The organism is Demequina sp. NBRC 110053 (genome assembly GCF_002090095.1).
Classification (GTDB): Bacteria; Actinomycetota; Actinomycetes; order Actinomycetales; family Demequinaceae; genus Demequina.
In genome coordinates, this window is the sequence record NZ_BBRJ01000002.1 from 426,455 (window position 1) to 445,744 (window position 19,290).

The 19,290-nt window shown below is 70.1% G+C and carries 17 protein-coding genes; 8 read left to right on the plus strand and 9 right to left on the minus strand.

Translation table 11 applies throughout. The annotated features are described in order from the left end of the window. Window positions 1-10 precede the first annotated feature (10 nt). Window positions 11-376 carry a DUF1801 domain-containing protein gene (locus B7K22_RS02105; protein ID WP_084038133.1) on the plus strand — a complete coding sequence of 122 codons (366 nt, stop codon included), beginning with the start codon at window positions 11-13 and terminating at the stop codon, window positions 374-376. Between the two features lie 12 nt (window positions 377-388). Here B7K22_RS02105 and B7K22_RS02110 read toward each other — a convergent pair whose 3' ends face one another. After that, a complete protein-coding gene (locus B7K22_RS02110; RefSeq protein WP_234983270.1) occupies window positions 389-1,339 on the minus strand; it encodes a 2-hydroxyacid dehydrogenase in 951 nt (316 codons plus the stop codon). 147 nt (window positions 1,340-1,486) lie between these two features. On the opposite strand from B7K22_RS02110, the gene B7K22_RS02115 reads away from it, so the two are divergent. Further along, window positions 1,487-2,662, plus strand: a complete 1,176-nt coding sequence (locus tag B7K22_RS02115; protein WP_159448720.1) for an AAA family ATPase — start codon at window positions 1,487-1,489, stop codon at window positions 2,660-2,662. Between the two features lie 52 nt (window positions 2,663-2,714). Here the strand turns inward: B7K22_RS02115 and B7K22_RS02120 are convergent, their stop codons facing one another. Both B7K22_RS02120 and B7K22_RS02125 read right to left on the minus strand, forming a co-directional pair. Continuing rightward, window positions 2,715-3,365: a polysaccharide deacetylase family protein gene (locus B7K22_RS02120; protein WP_159448721.1), complete on the minus strand. Its 651-nt coding sequence runs from the start codon at window positions 3,363-3,365 to the stop codon at window positions 2,715-2,717. 22 nt (window positions 3,366-3,387) lie between these two features. Continuing rightward, the gene (locus tag B7K22_RS02125; RefSeq protein WP_084039654.1) at window positions 3,388-4,437 is read right to left on the minus strand and encodes a LacI family DNA-binding transcriptional regulator; all 1,050 of its coding nucleotides are present in this window, start codon (window positions 4,435-4,437) and stop codon (window positions 3,388-3,390) included. A gap of 126 nt (window positions 4,438-4,563) precedes the next feature. Here B7K22_RS02125 and B7K22_RS02130 point away from each other — a divergent pair, with 126 nt between their 5' ends. Genes B7K22_RS02130 through B7K22_RS02150 form a run of 5 tightly spaced genes read left to right on the plus strand, consistent with a single transcriptional unit; the run spans window position 4,564 to window position 11,474 of the window. Then, complete coding sequence (locus B7K22_RS02130; protein WP_084038136.1) at window positions 4,564-5,919, plus strand: ABC transporter substrate-binding protein; 1,356 nt, start codon at window positions 4,564-4,566, stop codon at window positions 5,917-5,919. 42 nt (window positions 5,920-5,961) lie between these two features. Then, on the plus strand, window positions 5,962-7,014 hold the full coding sequence (locus B7K22_RS02135) for a carbohydrate ABC transporter permease (RefSeq protein WP_084038137.1): 1,053 nt from the start codon (window positions 5,962-5,964) through the stop codon (window positions 7,012-7,014). A gap of 1 nt (window position 7,015) precedes the next feature. Further along, window positions 7,016-7,906, plus strand: coding sequence for a carbohydrate ABC transporter permease (locus tag B7K22_RS02140; RefSeq protein ID WP_084038138.1), 891 nt, complete (start codon window positions 7,016-7,018; stop codon window positions 7,904-7,906). Window positions 7,907-7,908: 2 nt separating this feature from the next. Next, window positions 7,909-10,212 (plus strand): glycoside hydrolase family 3 N-terminal domain-containing protein, encoded by a 2,304-nt coding sequence (locus B7K22_RS02145; RefSeq protein WP_084038139.1) that lies wholly within the window; start codon window positions 7,909-7,911, stop codon window positions 10,210-10,212. Further along, window positions 10,209-11,474, plus strand: a complete 1,266-nt coding sequence (locus B7K22_RS02150; protein ID WP_084039656.1) for an endo-1,4-beta-xylanase — start codon at window positions 10,209-10,211, stop codon at window positions 11,472-11,474. Before B7K22_RS02145 ends, B7K22_RS02150 begins: the two co-directional genes overlap by 4 nt. Before the next feature lie 145 nt (window positions 11,475-11,619). Here B7K22_RS02150 and B7K22_RS02155 read toward each other — a convergent pair whose 3' ends face one another. From B7K22_RS02155 to ligA, 6 genes are all read right to left on the minus strand, one after another. Beyond that, window positions 11,620-12,009, minus strand: coding sequence for an SHOCT domain-containing protein (locus B7K22_RS02155; RefSeq protein ID WP_084039658.1), 390 nt, complete (start codon window positions 12,007-12,009; stop codon window positions 11,620-11,622). A gap of 174 nt (window positions 12,010-12,183) precedes the next feature. Beyond that, the gene (gatB, locus tag B7K22_RS02160) at window positions 12,184-13,701 is read right to left on the minus strand and encodes an Asp-tRNA(Asn)/Glu-tRNA(Gln) amidotransferase subunit GatB (RefSeq protein ID WP_084038140.1); all 1,518 of its coding nucleotides are present in this window, start codon (window positions 13,699-13,701) and stop codon (window positions 12,184-12,186) included. Next, window positions 13,698-15,203 carry an Asp-tRNA(Asn)/Glu-tRNA(Gln) amidotransferase subunit GatA gene (gene gatA, locus B7K22_RS02165; protein ID WP_084038141.1) on the minus strand — a complete coding sequence of 502 codons (1,506 nt, stop codon included), beginning with the start codon at window positions 15,201-15,203 and terminating at the stop codon, window positions 13,698-13,700. The genes gatB and gatA overlap by 4 nt, the downstream gene beginning before the upstream one ends. Next, window positions 15,203-15,502: an Asp-tRNA(Asn)/Glu-tRNA(Gln) amidotransferase subunit GatC gene (gene gatC, locus B7K22_RS02170; RefSeq protein WP_084038142.1), complete on the minus strand. Its 300-nt coding sequence runs from the start codon at window positions 15,500-15,502 to the stop codon at window positions 15,203-15,205. The genes gatA and gatC overlap by 1 nt, the downstream gene beginning before the upstream one ends. A 40-nt stretch (window positions 15,503-15,542) precedes the next feature. Beyond that, window positions 15,543-16,118, minus strand: a complete 576-nt coding sequence (locus B7K22_RS02175) for an N-acetyltransferase (protein WP_084038143.1) — start codon at window positions 16,116-16,118, stop codon at window positions 15,543-15,545. Between the two features lie 70 nt (window positions 16,119-16,188). Continuing rightward, window positions 16,189-18,309, minus strand: coding sequence for an NAD-dependent DNA ligase LigA (gene ligA, locus B7K22_RS02180; protein ID WP_084038144.1), 2,121 nt, complete (start codon window positions 18,307-18,309; stop codon window positions 16,189-16,191). 96 nt (window positions 18,310-18,405) lie between these two features. Here ligA and B7K22_RS02185 point away from each other — a divergent pair, with 96 nt between their 5' ends. After that, window positions 18,406-19,287 carry a M15 family metallopeptidase gene (locus B7K22_RS02185; RefSeq protein ID WP_084038145.1) on the plus strand — a complete coding sequence of 294 codons (882 nt, stop codon included), beginning with the start codon at window positions 18,406-18,408 and terminating at the stop codon, window positions 19,285-19,287. Window positions 19,288-19,290 lie beyond the last annotated feature (3 nt).

Below are 19,290 nucleotides of genomic sequence, written 5' to 3' on the forward strand. Positions count from 1 at the left end.
GGTCAGGGTCATGGCCAGTGACGAGGTCGACCGGTGGATGAGCCGCTACGACAATCCCATGCGGGATGTCGTGCAGCGAATCCGCCAGATCATCCTGGCAAGCGACGACCGCATAGGCGAGTGCATCAAATGGGACACGCCCACGTTCACCTATGAGGGCAACCTCGCGAGCTTCTTCCCCAAGTCGACGCACCATGCGACGCTGATGTTCCATCACGGCGCGCTGATCCCGGGCACGTTCAAGCACCTCGAGGGGTCGGGCAAGGAGGGGCGCGTCATGCGCATCGTGTCGATTGCCGAGGCCGAGGAGCGCCGCGACGAGCTCAACGCCATCGTGCAGTCGTGGATCGCGTGGCGCGACGCCGCGCGGCCGTGACCCGGCCGACCCTCAGGCGGGGAACGCCCCCATCGTCACGAAGTTGACGGGGTCGTCGCCGTGGCGCACCGCCTCGACCTGCCGCCGCACGAGGTCCACGTAGCGCCTGTCGGTCATCTTGGTGTTGCCTGCGACGTGCGGGACGATGATGCACCCTGGAGCCGACCACAGCGGATGACCATCCGGCAGCGGCTCGGGGTCGGTGACGTCGAGGGCTGCACGCAGCCGGCCCGACTCGAGCTCGGCCAGCAGGGCGTCCGTGTCCACCACCTTGCCGCGGCCGACGTTGACGATCAGGGCGCCATCCGCAAGCGCTTCCAGGAAGCTGGCGTCGACGAGCCCTGCGGTCTGCTCGGTGAGCGGCGTCACGAGGAAGACGATCTCCGCTGCGGGCAACAGCTCGGGGAGCGCGTCCAGCGCGTGAACCTCGGTGCCGTCGGGCGCCGTGCGCGCGGAGCGCGCGACGCCCACCACCTCCGCCTCGCACGCGCGCAGGCGAGCGCCCAGGGCCGAGCCAATCGAGCCGTACCCGATGACCAGGCACCGCCTGTCAGCGAGCGACGGTGAGAATCCTCCCGGGTCCCACGTTCCGCGCCGCTGCGCATCCCACAAGCGCGGCAAGCGACGCTGGCTCGCGAGCGCGAGGGCCAGCGCCATCTCGGCTGTCCGGGAGTCGTGCACGCCTCTCGCATTCGCGAGCTTCTTACCCGCCGGGACGAACGGTGCCGCGTGCTCGTAGCCCGCCGAGGGCAGCTGGATCACCTGCAGCGTCGGACAGTCGGCCAGGCGGCCGTACGCCTCGCCGCCGTGGATCGAGTGCGGCACGCACGCGATCGTGATGCGCTCCCGCTCGCCGTCGGGAGCAGGACCCTCGCGCGGATCCCACACGATGACCCGGGCATCCTCTCCCAGGTCTCCCAGCGCATCGGCGATCTTCGGATGAGGAACGGCAACAGTGATCACGCCGCCAGTCTGCCACCGCGCCCCCGCCACCTGCTCGTGCGCGAGTTGGGCCCAACTCGCGCATGTAAGACGCTGGGTGCACCAATGGGGCCCCATTCGCCCAATAAGAGTATGCGGCGGGACGCATACTCGCGTATACGTTGTGCCATGCACCCCAACGCGAACCCGTTCAACCCTGGGGCGGGCAGTCCCCCGCACACGCTCGCTGGCCGCGACGCCGAGGTCACCGCGATCACGACCGCGATCGAGCGCTCGGAGCTGCAGCGCGGCGCCAACGGCATCGTGCTGCATGGCCTGCGCGGCACCGGCAAGACCGTCCTGCTCGGCCGCTTCTGCGAGATCGCGAGCGACCGCGGCTGGATCGCGGTGCGGGTCGAGGCCGCGGCCTCCACCAGCGCGACCTTCGCCGAGCAGCTCGTGACCCGCCTCACCCCCCACATGCTGCGCCTCGACCGCCCGAGCGCCGGCGAGCGCGTCAAGCGGGCCCTGGGCGCCTTCAAGTCGTTCTCGCTGTCGGTGGGCCTGCAGGACGTCTCGGCGGGCATCGAGGTGGACCCCCGTCACCTGCTCAGCTACGGCACGTCGATCGAGCACTCGCTCCCCGACATGCTGCGCACCCTCGCCGAGGCGTGCGCGGAGACCCGCACCGGAGTGCTGATCGCCGTCGACGAGATGCATGACCTCTCCCGCGCGGACCTGCGCGCGCTGCTCGCAGTGGGCCAGGAGGCCAACGAGTCGCGCGCACCGCTGCTGCTGTGCGGAGCGGGCCTGCCGGCGCTGCCGCGCCTGCTGTCCGAGGCGCGCACCTACGCCGAGCGCTTCTTCGAGTTCCGCGCGATCACGTGGCTCGACAAGGCTGACGCGCGCCGCGCCTTGGTCGCGCCGGTCGAGGCGCTGGGCGAGTCGTGGACCCAGGACGGCCTCGAGGTGATCCTCTCGTCGGCGGGCGGCTACCCGTACTTCTTGCAGCACTTCGGCCGCGCCGCGTGGAACGTCGCCGCCTACTCCCCCATCTCGGCCAACGACGCCGTCGCGGCGCGGCGGCTGGGCTTCGCGGAGCTCGACCAGGGGTTCTTCCACATCCGCTGGGAGCGAGCGACCGGCGCGGAGAGGTCCTACCTGCGCGCGATGGCGGTCGATGGCGACGGCCCGAGCCGCTCGGGAGACGTCGCGCAGCGCCTCGGCAAGCCCGCCTCCGCGCTCAGCGCGATCCGTACGCGGCTCATCGACAAGGGCATCGTCTACGCACCGGCTCGCGGGCGCATCGGCTTCACCGTCCCCGGCATGGCGACGTACATCCGTCGCCGCGACGAGCAGGAGTAGCACGGTCGCGGCGCCGATGCGCGGGCCGGCTGAGGCGACGGCGCGTGGGCCGTCACGACGACGGCAGCACGAAGGACCACCCGCGGGCGAGAAGCTCGTCGACCACCCGGATCGCTGCATCCACCGTCCCGGCCCTGTCGCCGCCGCCGTCGTGCAGCACCACCAGCGCGCCGGGCACGATGGCCTCGCGCAGGCGAGCCGCGAGCACGTCAGCGTCCTGCTCGACCCAGTCCTCGATGTGACTCGAGAATCCGAGGGGCTGCATCCCGAGGGACACGGCTACCTCGCACGTCCGGCCCCACGACGCGTTGGGCGCGCGCCAGTACGGCACGGGATGGTTCTCGCCGAGCACCAAGCGGATCACCCGGAGGTTCTCGATCAGGTCCGCGCGCACGCGTTCCGGGCTCCAGGCTCCCATGTCATCGAACGACGTCGCATGGTTCGCGATCACGTGACCGTCGCGCGCAATGCGGCGCAGCACCTCCGCACCACCCGGACGCTGGATCTGGGAACCGACGATGCAGAACACCGCAAGGATGCCCCGCTCGGCGAGCGCGGCGAGCAATCGCTCCGTGTCCTCGCCGTTCGGACCGTCGTCGAACGTGAGGCAGCACGCCAAGCGGTCCGTGCCCACAGCCGTCAGCGGCTCGGGGCGAGGGTCGGGGTGCCCACCCGAGGTCGCATCGTCACCGCCGGGAGTCATCGACCCCTCCGAGCGCCCAGGCTCACGCACCCACAGCATCCGTGGCCCGCGCCGCCGGCACGGTCACCTGACGCAGGGTCGCGGGAGGCGGCGCCGAGGTGCCGCGGACGATCAGCTCGGTCGCCATGCGCACGTGATGCTCCCGCTCGACGCCGTTGATGAGGTCGAGCAGCATCGTCATCGCGGCGGCACCCATGGCCTGCATGGGCTGGCGCACGGTCGTGAGGGCGGGGCTGGACAGCGCGGCGTCGGGAACGTCGTCGAACCCCACCACCGAGAGGTCCTCTGGCACGCGCAGGCCGTACTCGTGCGCGACCTCGACGGCACGGATGGCGGTGACATCGTTCGCCGCGAAGATCGCGGTGGGCCGGTCGGGCATCGCGAGCAGCTCTCGAGCGACGGCCGATGCGCGGTCGGGCTGGTAGCGCGTCTCGCGGACGAGCGCCTGGTCGACGGGGATGCCGGCCTCTGCCATGGCGTTGCGGAAGCCCGCTTCGCGCAGGTGGGCCGAGTCGAGCTCGGAGCGCCCGCCCAGGAAGGCGATTCGCGTGTGCCCCAGGGAGATCAGGTGGTCCGTCGCCTGCTCCGCGCCGGTGAAGCTGTCCGCATCGATGGTCGGCAGGCGGTTGGGTCCGTAGTGCGGGTCGACCGCGACCACCGGCACCACGGTGCGCGCGTCCAGCACGGTCGGGGTGACAATCACGGCGCCCGCGATGAGCGTCCCGCCCAGACGGGCGAGCGAGCGACGCTCCCACCCATGGACCTCGCCCCCCGAATGCGCGAGCAGCTCGTAGCCCGAGCCCTCCGCCGCCGCGGCTGCGCCCTTGATGAGCTCCGCGCTGAACGGCTCGAAGCTCGCGACCAGGATGCCCAGGACGTTGGTCTGCTGCATGCGCAGGCTCGAGGCGCTGAGATTGCCGGCGTAGCCGAGCTCGTCGATCACGCCCTGAACCAGCTCGACGGTCTCCTTGGCGACGCCGTAACGGCCGTTGACGACCTTGGAGACGGTGGCAACGGAGACGCCCGCCTTCGCGGCGACGTCGGCCATCTTCACCCTTGGAGCTGGTTCCATGACCGCCATAGTACAGTCGCTCGGGGGTGTGACGAAATCGTTATCGAAATCGTTTGACACTCCGTCGGAGCCGCTGACAGACTGCCCGTGTTCGGCTGGTCAACGAGGACTGAAAGGACCCAGAACATGGCATCCATGCGCAAGGCGAGTGCCGCAGTGGCATTCGCAGCATCGGCGGCTTTGCTGCTCGCAGCGTGCAGCAGCGACGACGCAGGAAACGACCCCACCGACGCCCCCACCGGAGGGGAGTCGTCGGAGGAGAAGGAGCCCGTAACCCTCACGTGGTGGCACAACTCCGTCGCGGGAGACAACGGGCAGAACGACTTGGGCGACTACTGGCAGAGCGTGGCTGACGCGTTCACGGCAGAGAACCCCCACGTCACCATCGAGATCGAGCAGATCCAGAACGAGGACCTGCAGCGCACCCGCATCCCCCTCGCCCTGCAGTCGGGCGACGCGCCCGACCTGTTCCAGGCGTGGGGCGGCGGCGAGCTCGCGACCCAGGTCGAGTCGGGCTACCTGATGGACCTGAGCGAGACCCTCGCGGACGACGTCACCCGCCTGGGCGGCAGCGTTGCGCCGTGGCAGTACGAGGGCTCGACCTACGGTCTGCCCTTCCAGTTCGGCGTCGAGGGCATCTGGTACCGCGAGTCGCTGTTCGAGGAGGCAGGCATCACCGAGGAGCCCGCCACGATGGCAGAGCTCAACGAGGCCGTGCAGGCTCTCAAGGACGCGGACATCACGCCCATCGCGGTGGGCGCGGCCGACGGCTGGCCCGCGGCGCACTGGTGGTACAACTTCGCGCTGCGCTCCTGCCCGCAGGACGTCGTCGCCTCCGCTGGCACGACGTTCGACTTCTCTGACCCCTGCTGGGTCGAGGCTGGCACGCAGCTCGAGGAGTTCATCGGCACCAACCCGTTCCAGGACCAGTACATCTCGACGGTCGCCCAGACCGGCGCGACCTCGTCCGCTGGCCTCGTGGCCACCGGCGAGGCGGCGATGGAGCTCATGGGCCACTGGAACGTGTTCGTGTACGAGGGCTTCACCGACGGTTCGGACGAGGCCATCGCGGCCCTGCACGACGACCTCGGCTGGTTCCCGATGCCCGCGACCGAAGGCGGCGCCGGCGACCCGTCCGCTGCCCTGGGTGGCGGCGACGGCTTCGCGTGCTACGTCGACGCTCCGCCGGAGTGCGCCGAGTTCCTCTCGTTCATCGTGAGCGACGAGAACCAGGCTGGTGCGGCCGAGGCCGCTGGCATCCTGCCCGTGGCGCCTGCCGCGGCGGAGGCCGTGACCAACCCCGTGCTGGTCGAGCTGTCGCAGGTGGCCGGTAACGCCGCCTACGTGCAGCTGTGGCTCGACACGAGCTTCGGCACCAACGTCGGTGGCGCCATGAACGACGGCATCGTCGGCATCTTCGCCGGCACCGGCGACGCGCAGGATGTCGTCGACCTGATGACCGCCGCGGCGCTCACCCAGTAACACTCAACCCGTCCCCCTGATACAAGAAAGCGAGGCTCCCTGGTGACTGCACTGGAGGCCTCGGGTACGGGCAAGGGCCCCGTCGCTGACGCGAAGGCGTCAGCGGCGGGGTCCACCCCTGTCACCCCCGCCCAGCACAACGCACGCAAGGACAACCGACGCAAGTGGATCGAGATCGCGATCTTCGTCGGCCCCGCGCTGCTGATGTTCCTCGCGTTCGTCGTCTTCCCGATGGTGATGGCGGCGCGCTACAGCCTGTACAAGTGGGACTCCCGCCAGCCGTTCGAGCTGGCTGAGTTCATCGGACTCGACAACTACACCCGAGCGCTGTTCGGCGGCACCGATCCGGAGACGCAGGAGATCTTCTGGAAGGCCTACGCGGAGCCGTTCTGGAATGCCGTCGGCAACAACGCGCAGATCATCGCGCTGTCGATGCTCGTCCAGCTCCCGATCGCCATGCTGATCGCGCTGGTGCTCAACCGCAAGTTCCCCGGCCGCTCCAGCGTGCGGCTCATCATCTTCGCCCCGTACGTCCTGGCCGAGGTCACCGCCGGCCTCATGTGGCTCATGCTCCTGGACCCGCGCGGTCCGGTGACGCAGATGGTCCAGGGACTGGGCCTTCCCACGCCACCGCAAGGCTGGCTCGAGGATCCGACGTGGGGCTTCTGGACCTTCTTCTTCATCGTGTCATGGAAGTACATCGGCCTCGCCATCATCCTCTTCCTCGCGGGCCTCGCCGGCGTGCCGGAGGAGCTTCAGGAGGCCGCATCCATCGACGGCGCGAGCTGGTGGCAGGTGCAGTGGCGCATCAACATCCCGCTCATCGGTCCCACGGTGCGCGTGTGGGCGTTCCTGTCGATCATCGGCTCCATCCAGCTGTTCGACATGGCGTGGGTGCTGAACAAGGGCGGATCGACCAACCAGTACGCGACCATCGCGACGCTGATGGTCGACACCGGAACGCAGCGCAACGACGGAGGCTACGCCTCCGCGCTCGCGATCATCATGTTCATCTTCTCCATGGCCGCCGCACTGCTCTACCTGACGCTCGTCATGCGTCGTGACAACGCGGCCCGTGCCCGAAAGGGGGCCTGACATGGCCACCGACACCACCACGCAGAGCTACCGCCAGCCGACCAAGCAGTCGCGCACGCGGACCCGCCTCCAGGGAGACTCCTCGATCTACGTCACGATCTTCGTGGCGCTCATCGCCGTGGGGCTCACGCTGGGACCGATCATCTACCTCGCTCTCGGCGGCTTCCGGTCGAACGGACAGCTGGCGGCGGACCCGACCGGCCTGCCCGATCCGTGGGTGTGGCAGAACTACTGGAACATCCTCACCCAGGGCAACTTCTGGGAGTACACGCTCAACTCGCTCATCGTCGCCGTCGCGACCACCGCGGGCGTGGTGCTGTTCGGCACCATGGCGGCGTACCCTCTCGCCCGCTACGCGTTCAAGGGCCGCGAGGGCATCTTCATCATCTTCACGGCGGGCCTGATGTTCCCGCTCACCGTGGCGATCTTCCCGCTGTTCCTGCTCCTCAACGATCTGGGCTGGGTGGGCGGCTACTGGGGACTCATCGTTCCCCAGATCGCGTTCGCGCTGCCGGTGACCGTGATCATCATGCGGCCGTTCCTCGCCGCCCTGCCGGACGAGCTCGAGGAGGCAGCGTTCATGGACGGCCTCACCCGCGTGGGCTTCTTCTACCGGATGGTGCTGCCCCTGGCGAAGCCCGGCATGGTCACCGTGGGAGTGCTCGCATTCCTCGGCTCGTGGAACGCCTACCTGCTGCCGCTCGTCATCCTCACCGGCCGCGAGGCGCCCACCACGCTGCCTCTGGGCGTGACGCAGTTCCAGGGCCAGAACGCCGCGGACTTCGCCGGCATCATGGCGTACACGTTCCTGGCGATGATTCCCGCCCTGGTGTTCTTCCTGATGATGGAGCGTCGCATCGTCGACGGCCTCTCGGGTGCGGTGAAGGGCTAGGGATGATCGACCAGAACATCAGCCCTCGAGTCAAGGCGATCGTCGCGGACCTCTCCCTCGAGGAGAAGCTCGCTCAGATCGTCGGGTTCTGGGAGGGCGAGGAGGGCGACTCGGTCGCCCCCCTGCAGGGCGAGCAGGCTCACAGCGGCAAGATCGACGACGCGACGACGCACGGCCTGGGCCACCTGACTCGCGTGTACGGCACCAACCCGCACGATCCCGACGAGCGCGCGGCGTACCTGTGGCAGCGTCAGCGCTCGCTGGTGACGGGCACGCGCGCAGGCATCCCGGCGATCGTCCACGAGGAGTGCCTGACAGGCCTGTCGGCGTGGAAGGCTGCGACCTTCCCCGCGCCCCTGTCGTGGGGGGCGACGTTCAACGACTGCCTGGTCGAGGAGATGGGCGCGCTGATCGGCGAGTCCATGTCCGCGCTCGGCATCCACCAGGGGCTCGCCCCCGTGCTCGACGTCGTTCGCGACCCCCGGTGGGGGCGCGTCGAGGAGTGCATCGCCGAGGACCCGTACCTGGTGGGCGCGGTGGGGACGGCCTATGTGCGCGGCCTCCAGTCGCGCGGCGTCGACGCGACCCTCAAGCACTTCGTGGGCTACTCCGCATCGCAGGCCGGACGCAACTTCGGGCCCGTCCACATGGGACCGCGCGAGCTGCGCGACGTCATGCTCATTCCCTTCGAAATGGCCGTGCTCGACGGCAAGGTCGCCTCGGTCATGCACTCGTACGCGGAGATCGACGGCGTGCCCGTCGCTGCCGACCCCACGCTTCTCACGGACGTCCTGCGAGGCGAGTGGGGCTTCGAGGGCACGGTGGTCGCCGACTACTTCGGCGTGGCCTTCCTGCACGTCCTGCACCACGTCGCCGCCGACCTGGGCGAGGCCGCCGGTCAGGCACTCGCCGCTGGCGTCGATGTCGAGCTCCCCACGGGCGACGCCTACCTGGCGCCGCTCAAGGCGGCGATCGAGTCCGGAGCCGTCGACATCGCGCTCGTCGATCGCGCCGCGGCTCGCATCCTCGCTCAGAAGGAGCGCCACGGGCTGCTCGACCAGACGTTCGAGGATGCTCCGCCCACCGGCGTCGACCTCGACTCCCCCGCGCACCGTGACGTGGCGCGGCAGATCGCCGAGCAGTCCGTCGTCCTGGTGTCCAACGACGGGACGCTGCCGCTGCCAGCGGACGCGTCCGCTGGCACGACTGCCGTCATCGGCCCCAATGCCCATCGCGTCTCGGCGCTGTTCGGCTGCTACTCGTTCGCGAACCATGTGCTCGCGCACCGTCCGGGAGTCGAGCTGGGATTCGAGGCGCCTACGCTGCTCGAGTCGATCCGCGACGAGCTGGCCGGCACCGTCACCTATGCCCGCGGCTGCGCCGTGGACGACGATGACCGGTCGGGCTTCGACGAGGCCGTCGCAGCGGCGAGGGCGGCGGACACCGCCGTCGTGGTGGTCGGCGACCACGCCGGCCTGTTCGGTCGCGGCACGTCCGGCGAGGGGTGCGACACCGACGACCTCGAGCTGCCCGGCGTCCAGCGCGAGCTGGTCGAGGCGATCCTCGCGACCGGCACCCCCGTCGTGATGGTCCTCGTCACGGGACGTCCGTACGCCGTGTCGTGGGCCCTCGAGCGCTGCGCCGCCGTGGTGCAGACCTTCTTCCCCGGCGAGGAGGGCGGCCCCGCACTTGCTGGCGTCCTGTCCGGTCGGGTGAACCCCTCCGGTCGCCTGCCCGTCTCGCTGCCCCGCCCAGCGGGAGCTCAGCCGTACACGTACCTGCACCCCGCGCTCGGCGGCGACACGGATGTCACCAACCTGTCGTCCGCACCGGCCGCGGCGTTCGGCCACGGGCTGTCGTACACGACCTTCGAGCACAGTGGCCTCACGGCGTCCGATGCACCCACGGACGGCACCATCACCGTCACGGTCTCCGTCACCAACACCGGCGACCGCGGCGGCGAGGAGGTGGTCCAGCTCTACGGCAAGGACGTCGTCGGCTCGGTGACGCGCCCTGTGGCGCAGCTGCTCGGCTACCTTCGCGTTCAGGTCGATGCCGGCGCGACGGTGACCGTCGAGCTGGACGTCCCGACCACCCGTCTCGCCTTCACGGATCGCTCCATGCGGCGCGTCGTCGAGCCGGGTGCAGTCGAGCTGTGGACCGGCACGTCGAGCACGCGGCTCACCGAGGCCACGGTCGAGCTGACGGGCGAGGTCCACGAGGTCACGCCCGCATCGGCACGACTCACGACGGCTCGCGTCGCGGCCAGCGCCGTGGCCGAGACCGTCGCGCCGGCGACGGCGTGACGGCCCCCGTCCCGGTCGGCGACCACGAGCCCGACTCGCTCGACCATCGCCGGGGCCGCGCGAGCGTGCTCGTGCAGCACGCCGACGGCTCGCCCGTCGCCGATGCGGTGGTCACCGTCGAGCAGGTCCGCCATGCGTTCGGGTTCGGCAACATCGGCTTCGACGTCGCCGAGGGCACCTCAGACCCCCGCCTGGAGGCGCTCTACCTCGACCTGTTCAATGCTGCCACCCTGCCGTTCTACTGGAGGCAGTTCGAGCCCGAGCAGGGGCGTCCTCACACGGACAGGCTGACCGCGGCCGCACGGTGGTTCGTCGATCGCGGCGTTCTCGTCAAGGGGCATCCGCTGCTGTGGCACACCCTGGCCCCCGAGTGGCTGCTTCACGTGGACGACCCCGAGGCGGAGATGCGGGCCCGGGTGACGCGCGACGCGCGCGCGTTCGCCGGACTCGTCGACCTGTGGGACGCCATCAACGAGGCGGTGATCCTCCCCGTGTTCACCGCGGAGGACAACGCCGTGACCCGGCTCGCGCAGACCAAGGGTCAAGTCGAGATGGTGCGCCTGGCCTTCGACTCCGCTCGGGAGGGCAACCCCCACGCGCGCCTGGTGCTGAACGACTTCGACCTGTCGGAGGACTACGAGCACCTCATCGAGGAGTGCCTGGCAGCTGGCATCCAGATCGATGCGATCGGTCTGCAGACGCACATGCACCAGGGGTTCCGGGGCGAGGCGCAGCTCGAGGAGATCCTGGCGCGCTTCTCGCGGTTCGGGCTGCCGCTGCAGATGACCGAGGTGAGCCTGGTGTCGGGCGAGCTCATGCCCGAGCGCATCGTCGACCTCAACGACTACGTGGTCGACTCGTGGCCCTCGACGCCCGAGGGCGAGCAGCGCCAGGCCGACGAGCTCACGCGGCTGTACCGGCTGCTCGTCGCCGAGCCGCTGGTCGAGTCGATCACCTATTGGGGCCTGAGCGACGCCCGCGCGTGGTTGGGCGCCCCGTCTGGCCTGGTGCGCGCGGACGGCACTCCCAAGCCGTCGTATCGGGCGCTGCACCGACTCCTCAAGGAGGAGTGGTGGATGAGCGCCACCGAGGTCCGCACCGACGCCACCGGCCGCTTCGAGCTGACAGGGTTCGCCGGCGACTACCGCGTGACCGGGAATGGCGCGAGCGGCTCGCTCACCCTTCCCCGAGGCGGCACGGGCACGGCCACGGCCACGCTCGCTGCCGCCACCGCATCGGCCCCCGAGGCGACGCGCCCGTGAGGTGAGCGGCGCTGTGAGCACATGGGTGGCGAGGACCAGCCGAACACCCTTTCCATCCATGTGCTCTCAGGGCGGCTCACCGGCCGAGCCGCTTCCGCATTGACAACAGCCCAGCACTGGTGCACGGGCACCGCGCGGGCACCCGTCAGGCGAGCGCCTTCGCCTTGAGCTGCTCGAACTCCGCCTGCGTGATCGCGCCCGCGTCCAGCAGTTCCTTGGCCTTCGCGACCTGGCCCACGGGGTCGGGCGCCGCGCTGGCCTGGAGTCCGGCCATGTAGTCCGCGTGCACGTCACGCTCGGGCACGATGCCACCACGCGTGGAGCGCCGGGCCATGCCCTGCCCGCGCACGATGACGTAGATGAGCGCGCTGAGCCACGGCACGAGGACCAGGAAGATCACCCAGCCTGCCTTGGCCCAGCCCCCCAGCGACGCGTCACTGAAGAGGTCCCACACGCAGCGGAACCAGATGACCACGGCTGTGACCCAGATGAACAGCCACAGCATCCACCACAGCACGTCTCCAAGATTGTCCATGTCCACTCCCCTGCTCGTCATGCCTGTTCAGCGGGCGACCCCATCGGCGTCCCGGTCCCCAGCATGGCCCTCCTCCCCAGCCCTCGCCACTCGAACGCAGCCGCGAGGCCCGGAACACACGACGGCCCCTGTCCCGCATGGAGACAGGGGCCCTCGCGTCAAGCTCGAGTGACGCTAGCCGTCGACCCCAGCGCGCTGGAGGATGATCTCCCGCACGCGGCCAGCATCGGCCTGGCCCCGCGTGGCCTTCATGACTGCGCCCACGATGGCGCCGGCGGCCTGGATCTTGCCGTCCTGGATCTTGGCGAGCACGTCGGGCTGCGAGGCGAGGGCGTCGTCCACGGCGGCCTCGAGCGCCGAGTCGTCCGAGACGACCTCGAGGCCACGGCTCTCCACCACCTCGCGCGGTGAGCCCTCGCCCGCGAGCACGCCCTCGAGGGCCTGGCGCGCGAGCTTGTCGTTGATGGTGCCGGCGTCCACGAGCGACTGCAGCTCGGCCACCTGCGCCGGCGTCACGGGGAGGGACGCCAGTGCCACGTCGCGGTCGTTCGCGGTGCGGGCCAGCTCACCCATCCACCACTTGCGCGCTGCCTGAGGCTTGGCGCCTGCCTCGACCGTCGCGGCGATGAGGTCGAGCGCATCGGCGTTCACCGCGTCGCGCATGTCGGTATCGGAGAATCCCCACTCGTCCTTCAGCCGCGCCCGCATCTTGGCGGGGTGCTCGGGAATGGTCCCCCGCAGCTCCTCGACCCATGCGCGCGAGGGCTCGACGGGCAGCAGGTCCGGCTCCGGGAAGTAGCGGTAGTCCTCCGCCTCCTCTTTGGAGCGGCCCGGCGTGGTCGACCCCGTGTCCTCGTGCCAGTGCCGGGTCTCCTGCACCACAGGCTGACCCGCGAGCAGCAGGCCGGCCTGGCGCGCAGCCTCGTGGTGGATGGCTCGCTCGATCGCGCGCAGCGAGTTGACGTTCTTGGTCTCGGACCGCTTGCCGAACGGGACGGCGTCCTGGTCCTCTCCCGCCACCGCCTTCGGGCGCAGCGACAGGTTCACGTCAGCGCGCACCGAGCCCTGCTCCATGCGGCCGTCGGAGATCCCGAGCGCCTTGACGATGTCGCGGATGGTCGCCACATACGCCCGTGCCACCTCGGCGGTGCGAGCACCGGCGCCCGTGATGGGCTTGGTCACGATCTCGACCAGGGGCACGCCGCCGCGGTTGTAGTCGACGAGCGAGTAGTCCGCGCCCTGGATGCCGCCGGTGCCACCCTTGTGGGTGTTCTTGCCGGCGTCCTCCTCCATGTGGGCGCGCTCGATCCCGATGGTGAAGACCTCGCCGTCATCCAGCACCACGTCGAGCGATCCCTCGAAGCAGGTGGGCTCGTCGTACTGCGAGATCTGGTAGTCCTTCGCGAGGTCAGGGTAGAAGTAGTTCTTCCTGGCGAAGCGGCTCGACTCCCGGATCGCGCAGCCCAGCGACAGGCCCAGGCGGATCGCGGACTCGACCGCCTTCTCATTCGTCACGGGCATGGCTCCCGGCAGCCCGAGGCACACCGGGCAGACCTGCGTGTTGGGCTCGGCGCCGAACTCGTTGGCGCAGCCGCAGAACATCTTGGTCGCGGTGTTGAGCTCGACGTGGACCTCGATGCCGAAGACCGGGTCGAACTGCTCCATGGCCTGCTCGTACGTCAGCGCGGTCACTGCGCCACCTCCAGCTCGGGGGCCTGCGCACTCAAGTGGCCGCCCCACTGCTCGGCGAGCGCCTTCTCGAGCGCGGCGCCGATGCGGTACATCCGGGCGTCCTCGTGCGCCGGGGCGAGGATCTGGAAGCCCGTGGGCAGGCCGTCCTCGGGCGCCGTCCCGCTCGGCAGCGACAATCCGGGGATGCCAGCGAGGTTGGCGGGGATGGTCGCGACGTCGTTGAGGTACATCGCCAGCGGGTCGTCGAGACGCTCGCCCAGCTTGAACGGCGTGGTGGGCGTCGTGGGGCTCACGAGGACGTCGGCCTGCTCGAACGCCGCGGCGAAGTCGCGCTGGATGAGCGTGCGGACCTTCTGGGCCGAGCCGTAGTAGGCGTCGTAGTAGCCGGCGGACAGCGCGTAGGTGCCGAGGATGATGCGGCGCTTGACCTCGTCGCCGAAGCCCTCGGCGCGCGTCGCGCCCATCGTCCTCTCGACGGTCGCCTTCTCGACGCGCAGGCCGAACCGCACCGAGTCGAACTTCGCGAGGTTGGAGCTCGCCTCCGAGGGAAGGATCAGGTAGTAGGCGGCCAGCGCGTACTCGAACGAGGGACAGGACACCTCGACCACCTCGGCGCCGCGCGCCTTCAACAGCTCGAGGCTCTCCTCGAAGCGCTGCTCGACGCCGGCCTGGTAGCCCTCGCCCGAGAGTTCCTTGATGACGCCGATGCGCACGCCGGCGAGGTCCTCCTCGCGGCCCTGGCGGGCGGCGTCGACGCACGACGGCACGGGCTCATCGAGACTGGTGGCGTCCATGGGGTCGTGGCCGCCCATCACCTCGTGCAGCAGCGCCGCATCCTCGACGGTGCGGGCGCAGGGACCCAGCTGGTCGAGCGAGCTGGCCAACGCGATGGCGCCGTAGCGGCTCACCCCGCCATAGGTGGGCTTCACGCCCACGGTGCCCGTGACGGATGCCGGCTGGCGGATCGAGCCGCCCGTGTCGGAGCCGATCGCCAGGGGCGCCTCCCACGCGGCAAGGCTCGCGGCCGAGCCGCCGCCCGACCCGCCGGGGATGCGATCGAGGTCCCACGGGTTGCGCGTGGGGCCGTAGCCCGAGTGCTCGGTGGACGAGCCCATCGCGAACTCGTCCATGTTGGTCTTGCCCAGGATGGGCATGCGCGCCTCGCGGATCTTGCGCGTGACGGTCGCGTCGTACGGCGGCTCCCAGCCCTCGAGGATCCTCGAGCCGGCGGTCGTGGGCATGCCCTTCGTGACGAGGATGTCCTTCACGGCGATCGGCACGCCGGCCAGCGGCGGCAGCTCCTCGCCCGCGGCTCGGGCCGCGTCCACCTCGCGAGCGGTCGCGAGCGCCCCCTCGGCGTCGACGTGGAGGAAGGCATGGACATCGCCGTCGACCGCGGCGATGCGGTCGAGGTGTGCCTGGGTGAGCTCGACGGAGGTCACCTCGCCGGCCTTCATCGCGGCGGCCATCTGCGCGGCCGACGCGCGGGTCCAGTCGGCCATCACGCCTCCTCCCCCAGGATCTGGGGGACACGGAAGCGGCCGTCCTCGGCCTCCGGCGCTCCCGACAGCGCGGCGTCCTGAGACAGCGAGGGGCGGACCTCGTCGGGGCGGTGCACGTTGCTCATGGGGATCGGGTGACTCGTCGCGGGCACATCCTGGCCGGCGACCTCCGCGACCTTGGCGACCGAGTCCACGATGGCCGCGAGCTGTCCGGAGAGCCGGTCCAGATCGTCATCGGTCATGTCGATGCGGGCGAGCGCCGCGAGGCGCGCGACGTCTGCGCGTTCAAGGGAAGACATGGGCAGAAGTCTAGTGGCGGGCGTGCGCCGCCAGGCCCGCTCAGGGCTCCCAGGAGTAGCCCAGCAGGTGGATGGCCGATCCGGACTGCTCGGCACGCTCCGCGTCGGCCTTGCTGAGCCTCTGCACGGTGCCGTCGTCGTTGTCGATCACCGTCCAGTCGAGGTCCTCGCGGCGCTGGAAGCCCATGCGCTCGTAGAGCCGGTGAGCGACGTGCATCGTCTCCATGGTCGACAGCACGATGCGCGACGCGCCTCGGGACACCGCCATGTCCATCGCGGCTTGGGTGAGCTTCGCTCCGATGCCCCGGCCGCGCTCGATCGGTGAGACGGCCAGCATGCGCAGCTCGTACTCGTCGCCCTGCGCGAGCTCGGCGAGGCTCGATCCGGGGGGCACCAGGGTGATGGTGCCGACCACCGCTCCGGAGCCGTCCTCGCCGTCGGCCATCATCAGCAGCTCGGCCTCCTGGGCGCGCAGGTGTGCGTCCTTGAGCTGCGGGATGTAGGGATGCGCCTGGTCCACGAGGCCATCGGCCAGGTAGGCCAGCGCCGTGAGCTGACCGATCTCCGTGAGGCGACTGCCCTCGTTCGGATCGACGGTGCGAATGGTCTCGGCCATGGCTCTCCTTAGGGTTCCCACGGTCGCAGGTGCGTACCAATCTAACGCAGGCCGCTCACGCCGCGTCGGGTCAGGCGTCGAGCGCCGCCGGCCCGCCGGCGAGGAGCGCCTCGAACTGGGCCTCGGTGAGCATGGGAACCCCGAGAGACTCGGCCTTCGCGGCCTTGGACCCCGCGTTCGCTCCCACGACGACGTAGTCGGTGTTCTTGGACACGGATGACGACGCCTTGCCTCCACGCGAGATGATCGCCTCCTTGACCGAGTCGCGGGTGAAGCTCTCGAGCGAGCCGGTGGCGACGATCGTCAACCCTTCGAGGGTGCGCTCGACGGACTCATCGCGCTCGTCCGCCATGCGCACGCCGGCTGCCGCCCAGGCCTCCACGATCTCGACGTGCCAGTCGACCTCGAACCAGCGCTTCACCGATGCGGCGATGACGGGACCGACCCCCTCGACGGCGGCGAGCTCGTCCTCGCTCGCCGCGCGGATGGCGTCCATGGACTCGAACGCCGTCGCGAGTGCGCGCGACGCCGTGGGGCCCACGTGCCGGATCGACAGCGACACGATCACGCGCCACAGGGGCTGCTCGCGGGCCGCGGCGAGGTTCTCCAGGAGTCTCAGCCCGTTGGTCGAGACGTCGCCCGCCTTGCGCTCGACGCCATCCTTCCTCGAGTCGGACTCGAGCGTGAACAGGGGCACGGTCGCGAGGTCGGCCTCGGCGAGGTCGAACAGCCGAGCCTCGTTGGCCAGCACGCCCGACTCGACCAGCGCCGCAGCGGCCTTCTCGCCCAGGACCTCGACGTCGAGCGCGCCACGGGAGCCGATGAAGGCAATTCTGTCCACGATCTGCGCCGGACAGGACTGCGCGTTGGGACAGCGCAGGTCCTTGTCGCCCTCCTTCTGCTCGGCCAACGGCGTTCCGCATGCCGGGCACTCGGCGGGCATCTGCCATTCCACCTCGTCGCCGGTGCGCGCCGCCACCACGGGACCCACGATCTCGGGGATCACGTCGCCCGCCTTGCGCAGCACCACCGTGTCGCCGATCAGCACCCCCTTGCGCTTGACCTCATGCCGGTTGTGCAGGGTCGCGTACGTCACGGTCGAGCCCGCGACCAGCACGGGCGTCATGACGCCGTAGGGGGTGACGCGGCCGGTCCGCCCCACGTCCACCCGGATGTCCTCGAGCCTGGTGTGCACCTCCTCGGGGGGGAACTTGTAGGCGATCGCCCACCGCGGCGCGCGCGACGTGGATCCCAGCTCGGCCTGAGCCGCGCGGTCGTCCACCTTGAGGACGGCGCCATCGATCTCGTGCACAAGGTCATGTCGCTTGGCCTCGAGGTCCTCGAGGTAGTCCTCGATGGGCCCGATGCCGCGCAGCACCTTCGTGAAGGCGCTCACGGGCAGGCCCCACTCCGCGAGGACCTCGTAGATGCCGGATTGAGTGCCGATGCTGGGGTGCGGCCGCGCCGCGCCCCACTCGAGCGCGCCCAGGGCATAGGTGGTGACGTCGAGCGGGCGCTCGGCCGTCACCGTCGCGTCCTTCTGGCGCAGCGATCCGGCGGCGGTGTTGCGAGGGTTCGCGTAGGGCGCCTTGCCCTCCTCGAGCAGCCTCTCGTTGAGCCGCTCGAACGCCTCCACCGGCAGGAACACCTCGCCCCGGATCTCGACCAGCTCGGGCACGTGCCTGCCCGACAGCGTCGCGGGGATCGTGGCGATGGTGCGGACGTTCGCGGTGACGTCCTCGCCCGTGGTGCCGTCGCCACGCGTCACCCCGCGGACGAGCTCGCCGCGCTCGTACGTCAGGGAGATCGACAGCCCATCGATCTTGGGCTCGCACACGATCGGGTGGTCGCCGGCCTCCTTGCCGATGCGCGCGAGCCACGCCGCGACATCGTCGAGCGAGAACGCGTTGTCGAGGCTCATCATGCGCTCGCGATGGCGGACGGACGCGAAGCCCGTCTCGACGCGCGCTGAGCCCACCAGCTGCGTGGGAGAGTCAGGCTCCGCCAGCTCGGGGTGAGCCTCCTCGAGCTCGCGGAGCTCACGCTCGAGAGCGTCGTACTGCGCGTCGGAGATCGTGGGCGCATCGTCCCCGTAGTAGCGGGCACGATGCTCCTCGACCTGCTGCACGAGATCCTGGTGGCGCGCGCGCGGGTCGTCGGACTGTGACGTGGGTGCGGAAGTCTCGCTCACCCCTCTATCTCACCACGCAGGTCCGACGTGCACCGGCCGGGCCGACCCGCGCATCGGCCCTACCCATCGCCGCACCGGCCCGCCTATCCTGGTCCGATGCGCTCCTTGCCCCTCGTCCTCGTCCCGTGCGCGCTGGTGGTCGCTGGGTGCTCTCTCCTCACCTCTCAGGAGCCGTCCGAGGTGCGCGTCACATCGACGGTCACCGCGAGCGCCGAGCCTCGGCCGGTGCCCACTGTGACGGTCACCGAGTCGCCGGTGAACGACCCCACCTACGACCGTCCGCTCTGGCTGGGCCAGGTCCCGCTCGACGTCGAGGAGGACAACCTGGGCGAGCGCGGGCCCACCCCTCCGGAGCTCGAGGACCGCCAGCTCGAGCCTCCGCCATGGCTCCCCGACCCCGTCGATGACGCATGGTTCGCGACCGTGTCGATGGACGTCCCCGAGGACGTGGCCGAGCGGTCGTCATGGGAGCCCAACTGCCCGGTCCACATCGACGACCTCGCCTACGTCACCATGCCCTACTGGGGGTTCGACCAGCAGGTGCACACCGGCGAGATGATCGTCCACGACGACCACGTCGAGGCGGTCGCGGGCGCTTTCGAGAAGATCTTCGACGCGCAGTTCCCCATCGAGGAGATGCGGGTCATCTCCCGCGAGGACCGCGACTCGCCGCCTACGGGCGACCACAATGTCACGTCGGCCTTCACGTGCCGCCTGGTCGTGGGCGCCGCGACGGTGTGGTCGCAGCACGCCTACGGCATGGCGGTCGACATCAACCCGTTCCACAACCCGTTCTACAAGGGCGAGGAGCTGTTCCCGGAGCTGGCGGAGGCGTATCTCGACCGCGACTGGATTCGCCGCGGCATGATCGACGAGCAGTCGGTGGTCTATGACGCCTTCGCCGAGATCGGCTGGGGCTGGGGAGGGCACTGGACCGGACGCGAGGACTGGATGCACTTCTCCGCGACGGGCGGCTGACGC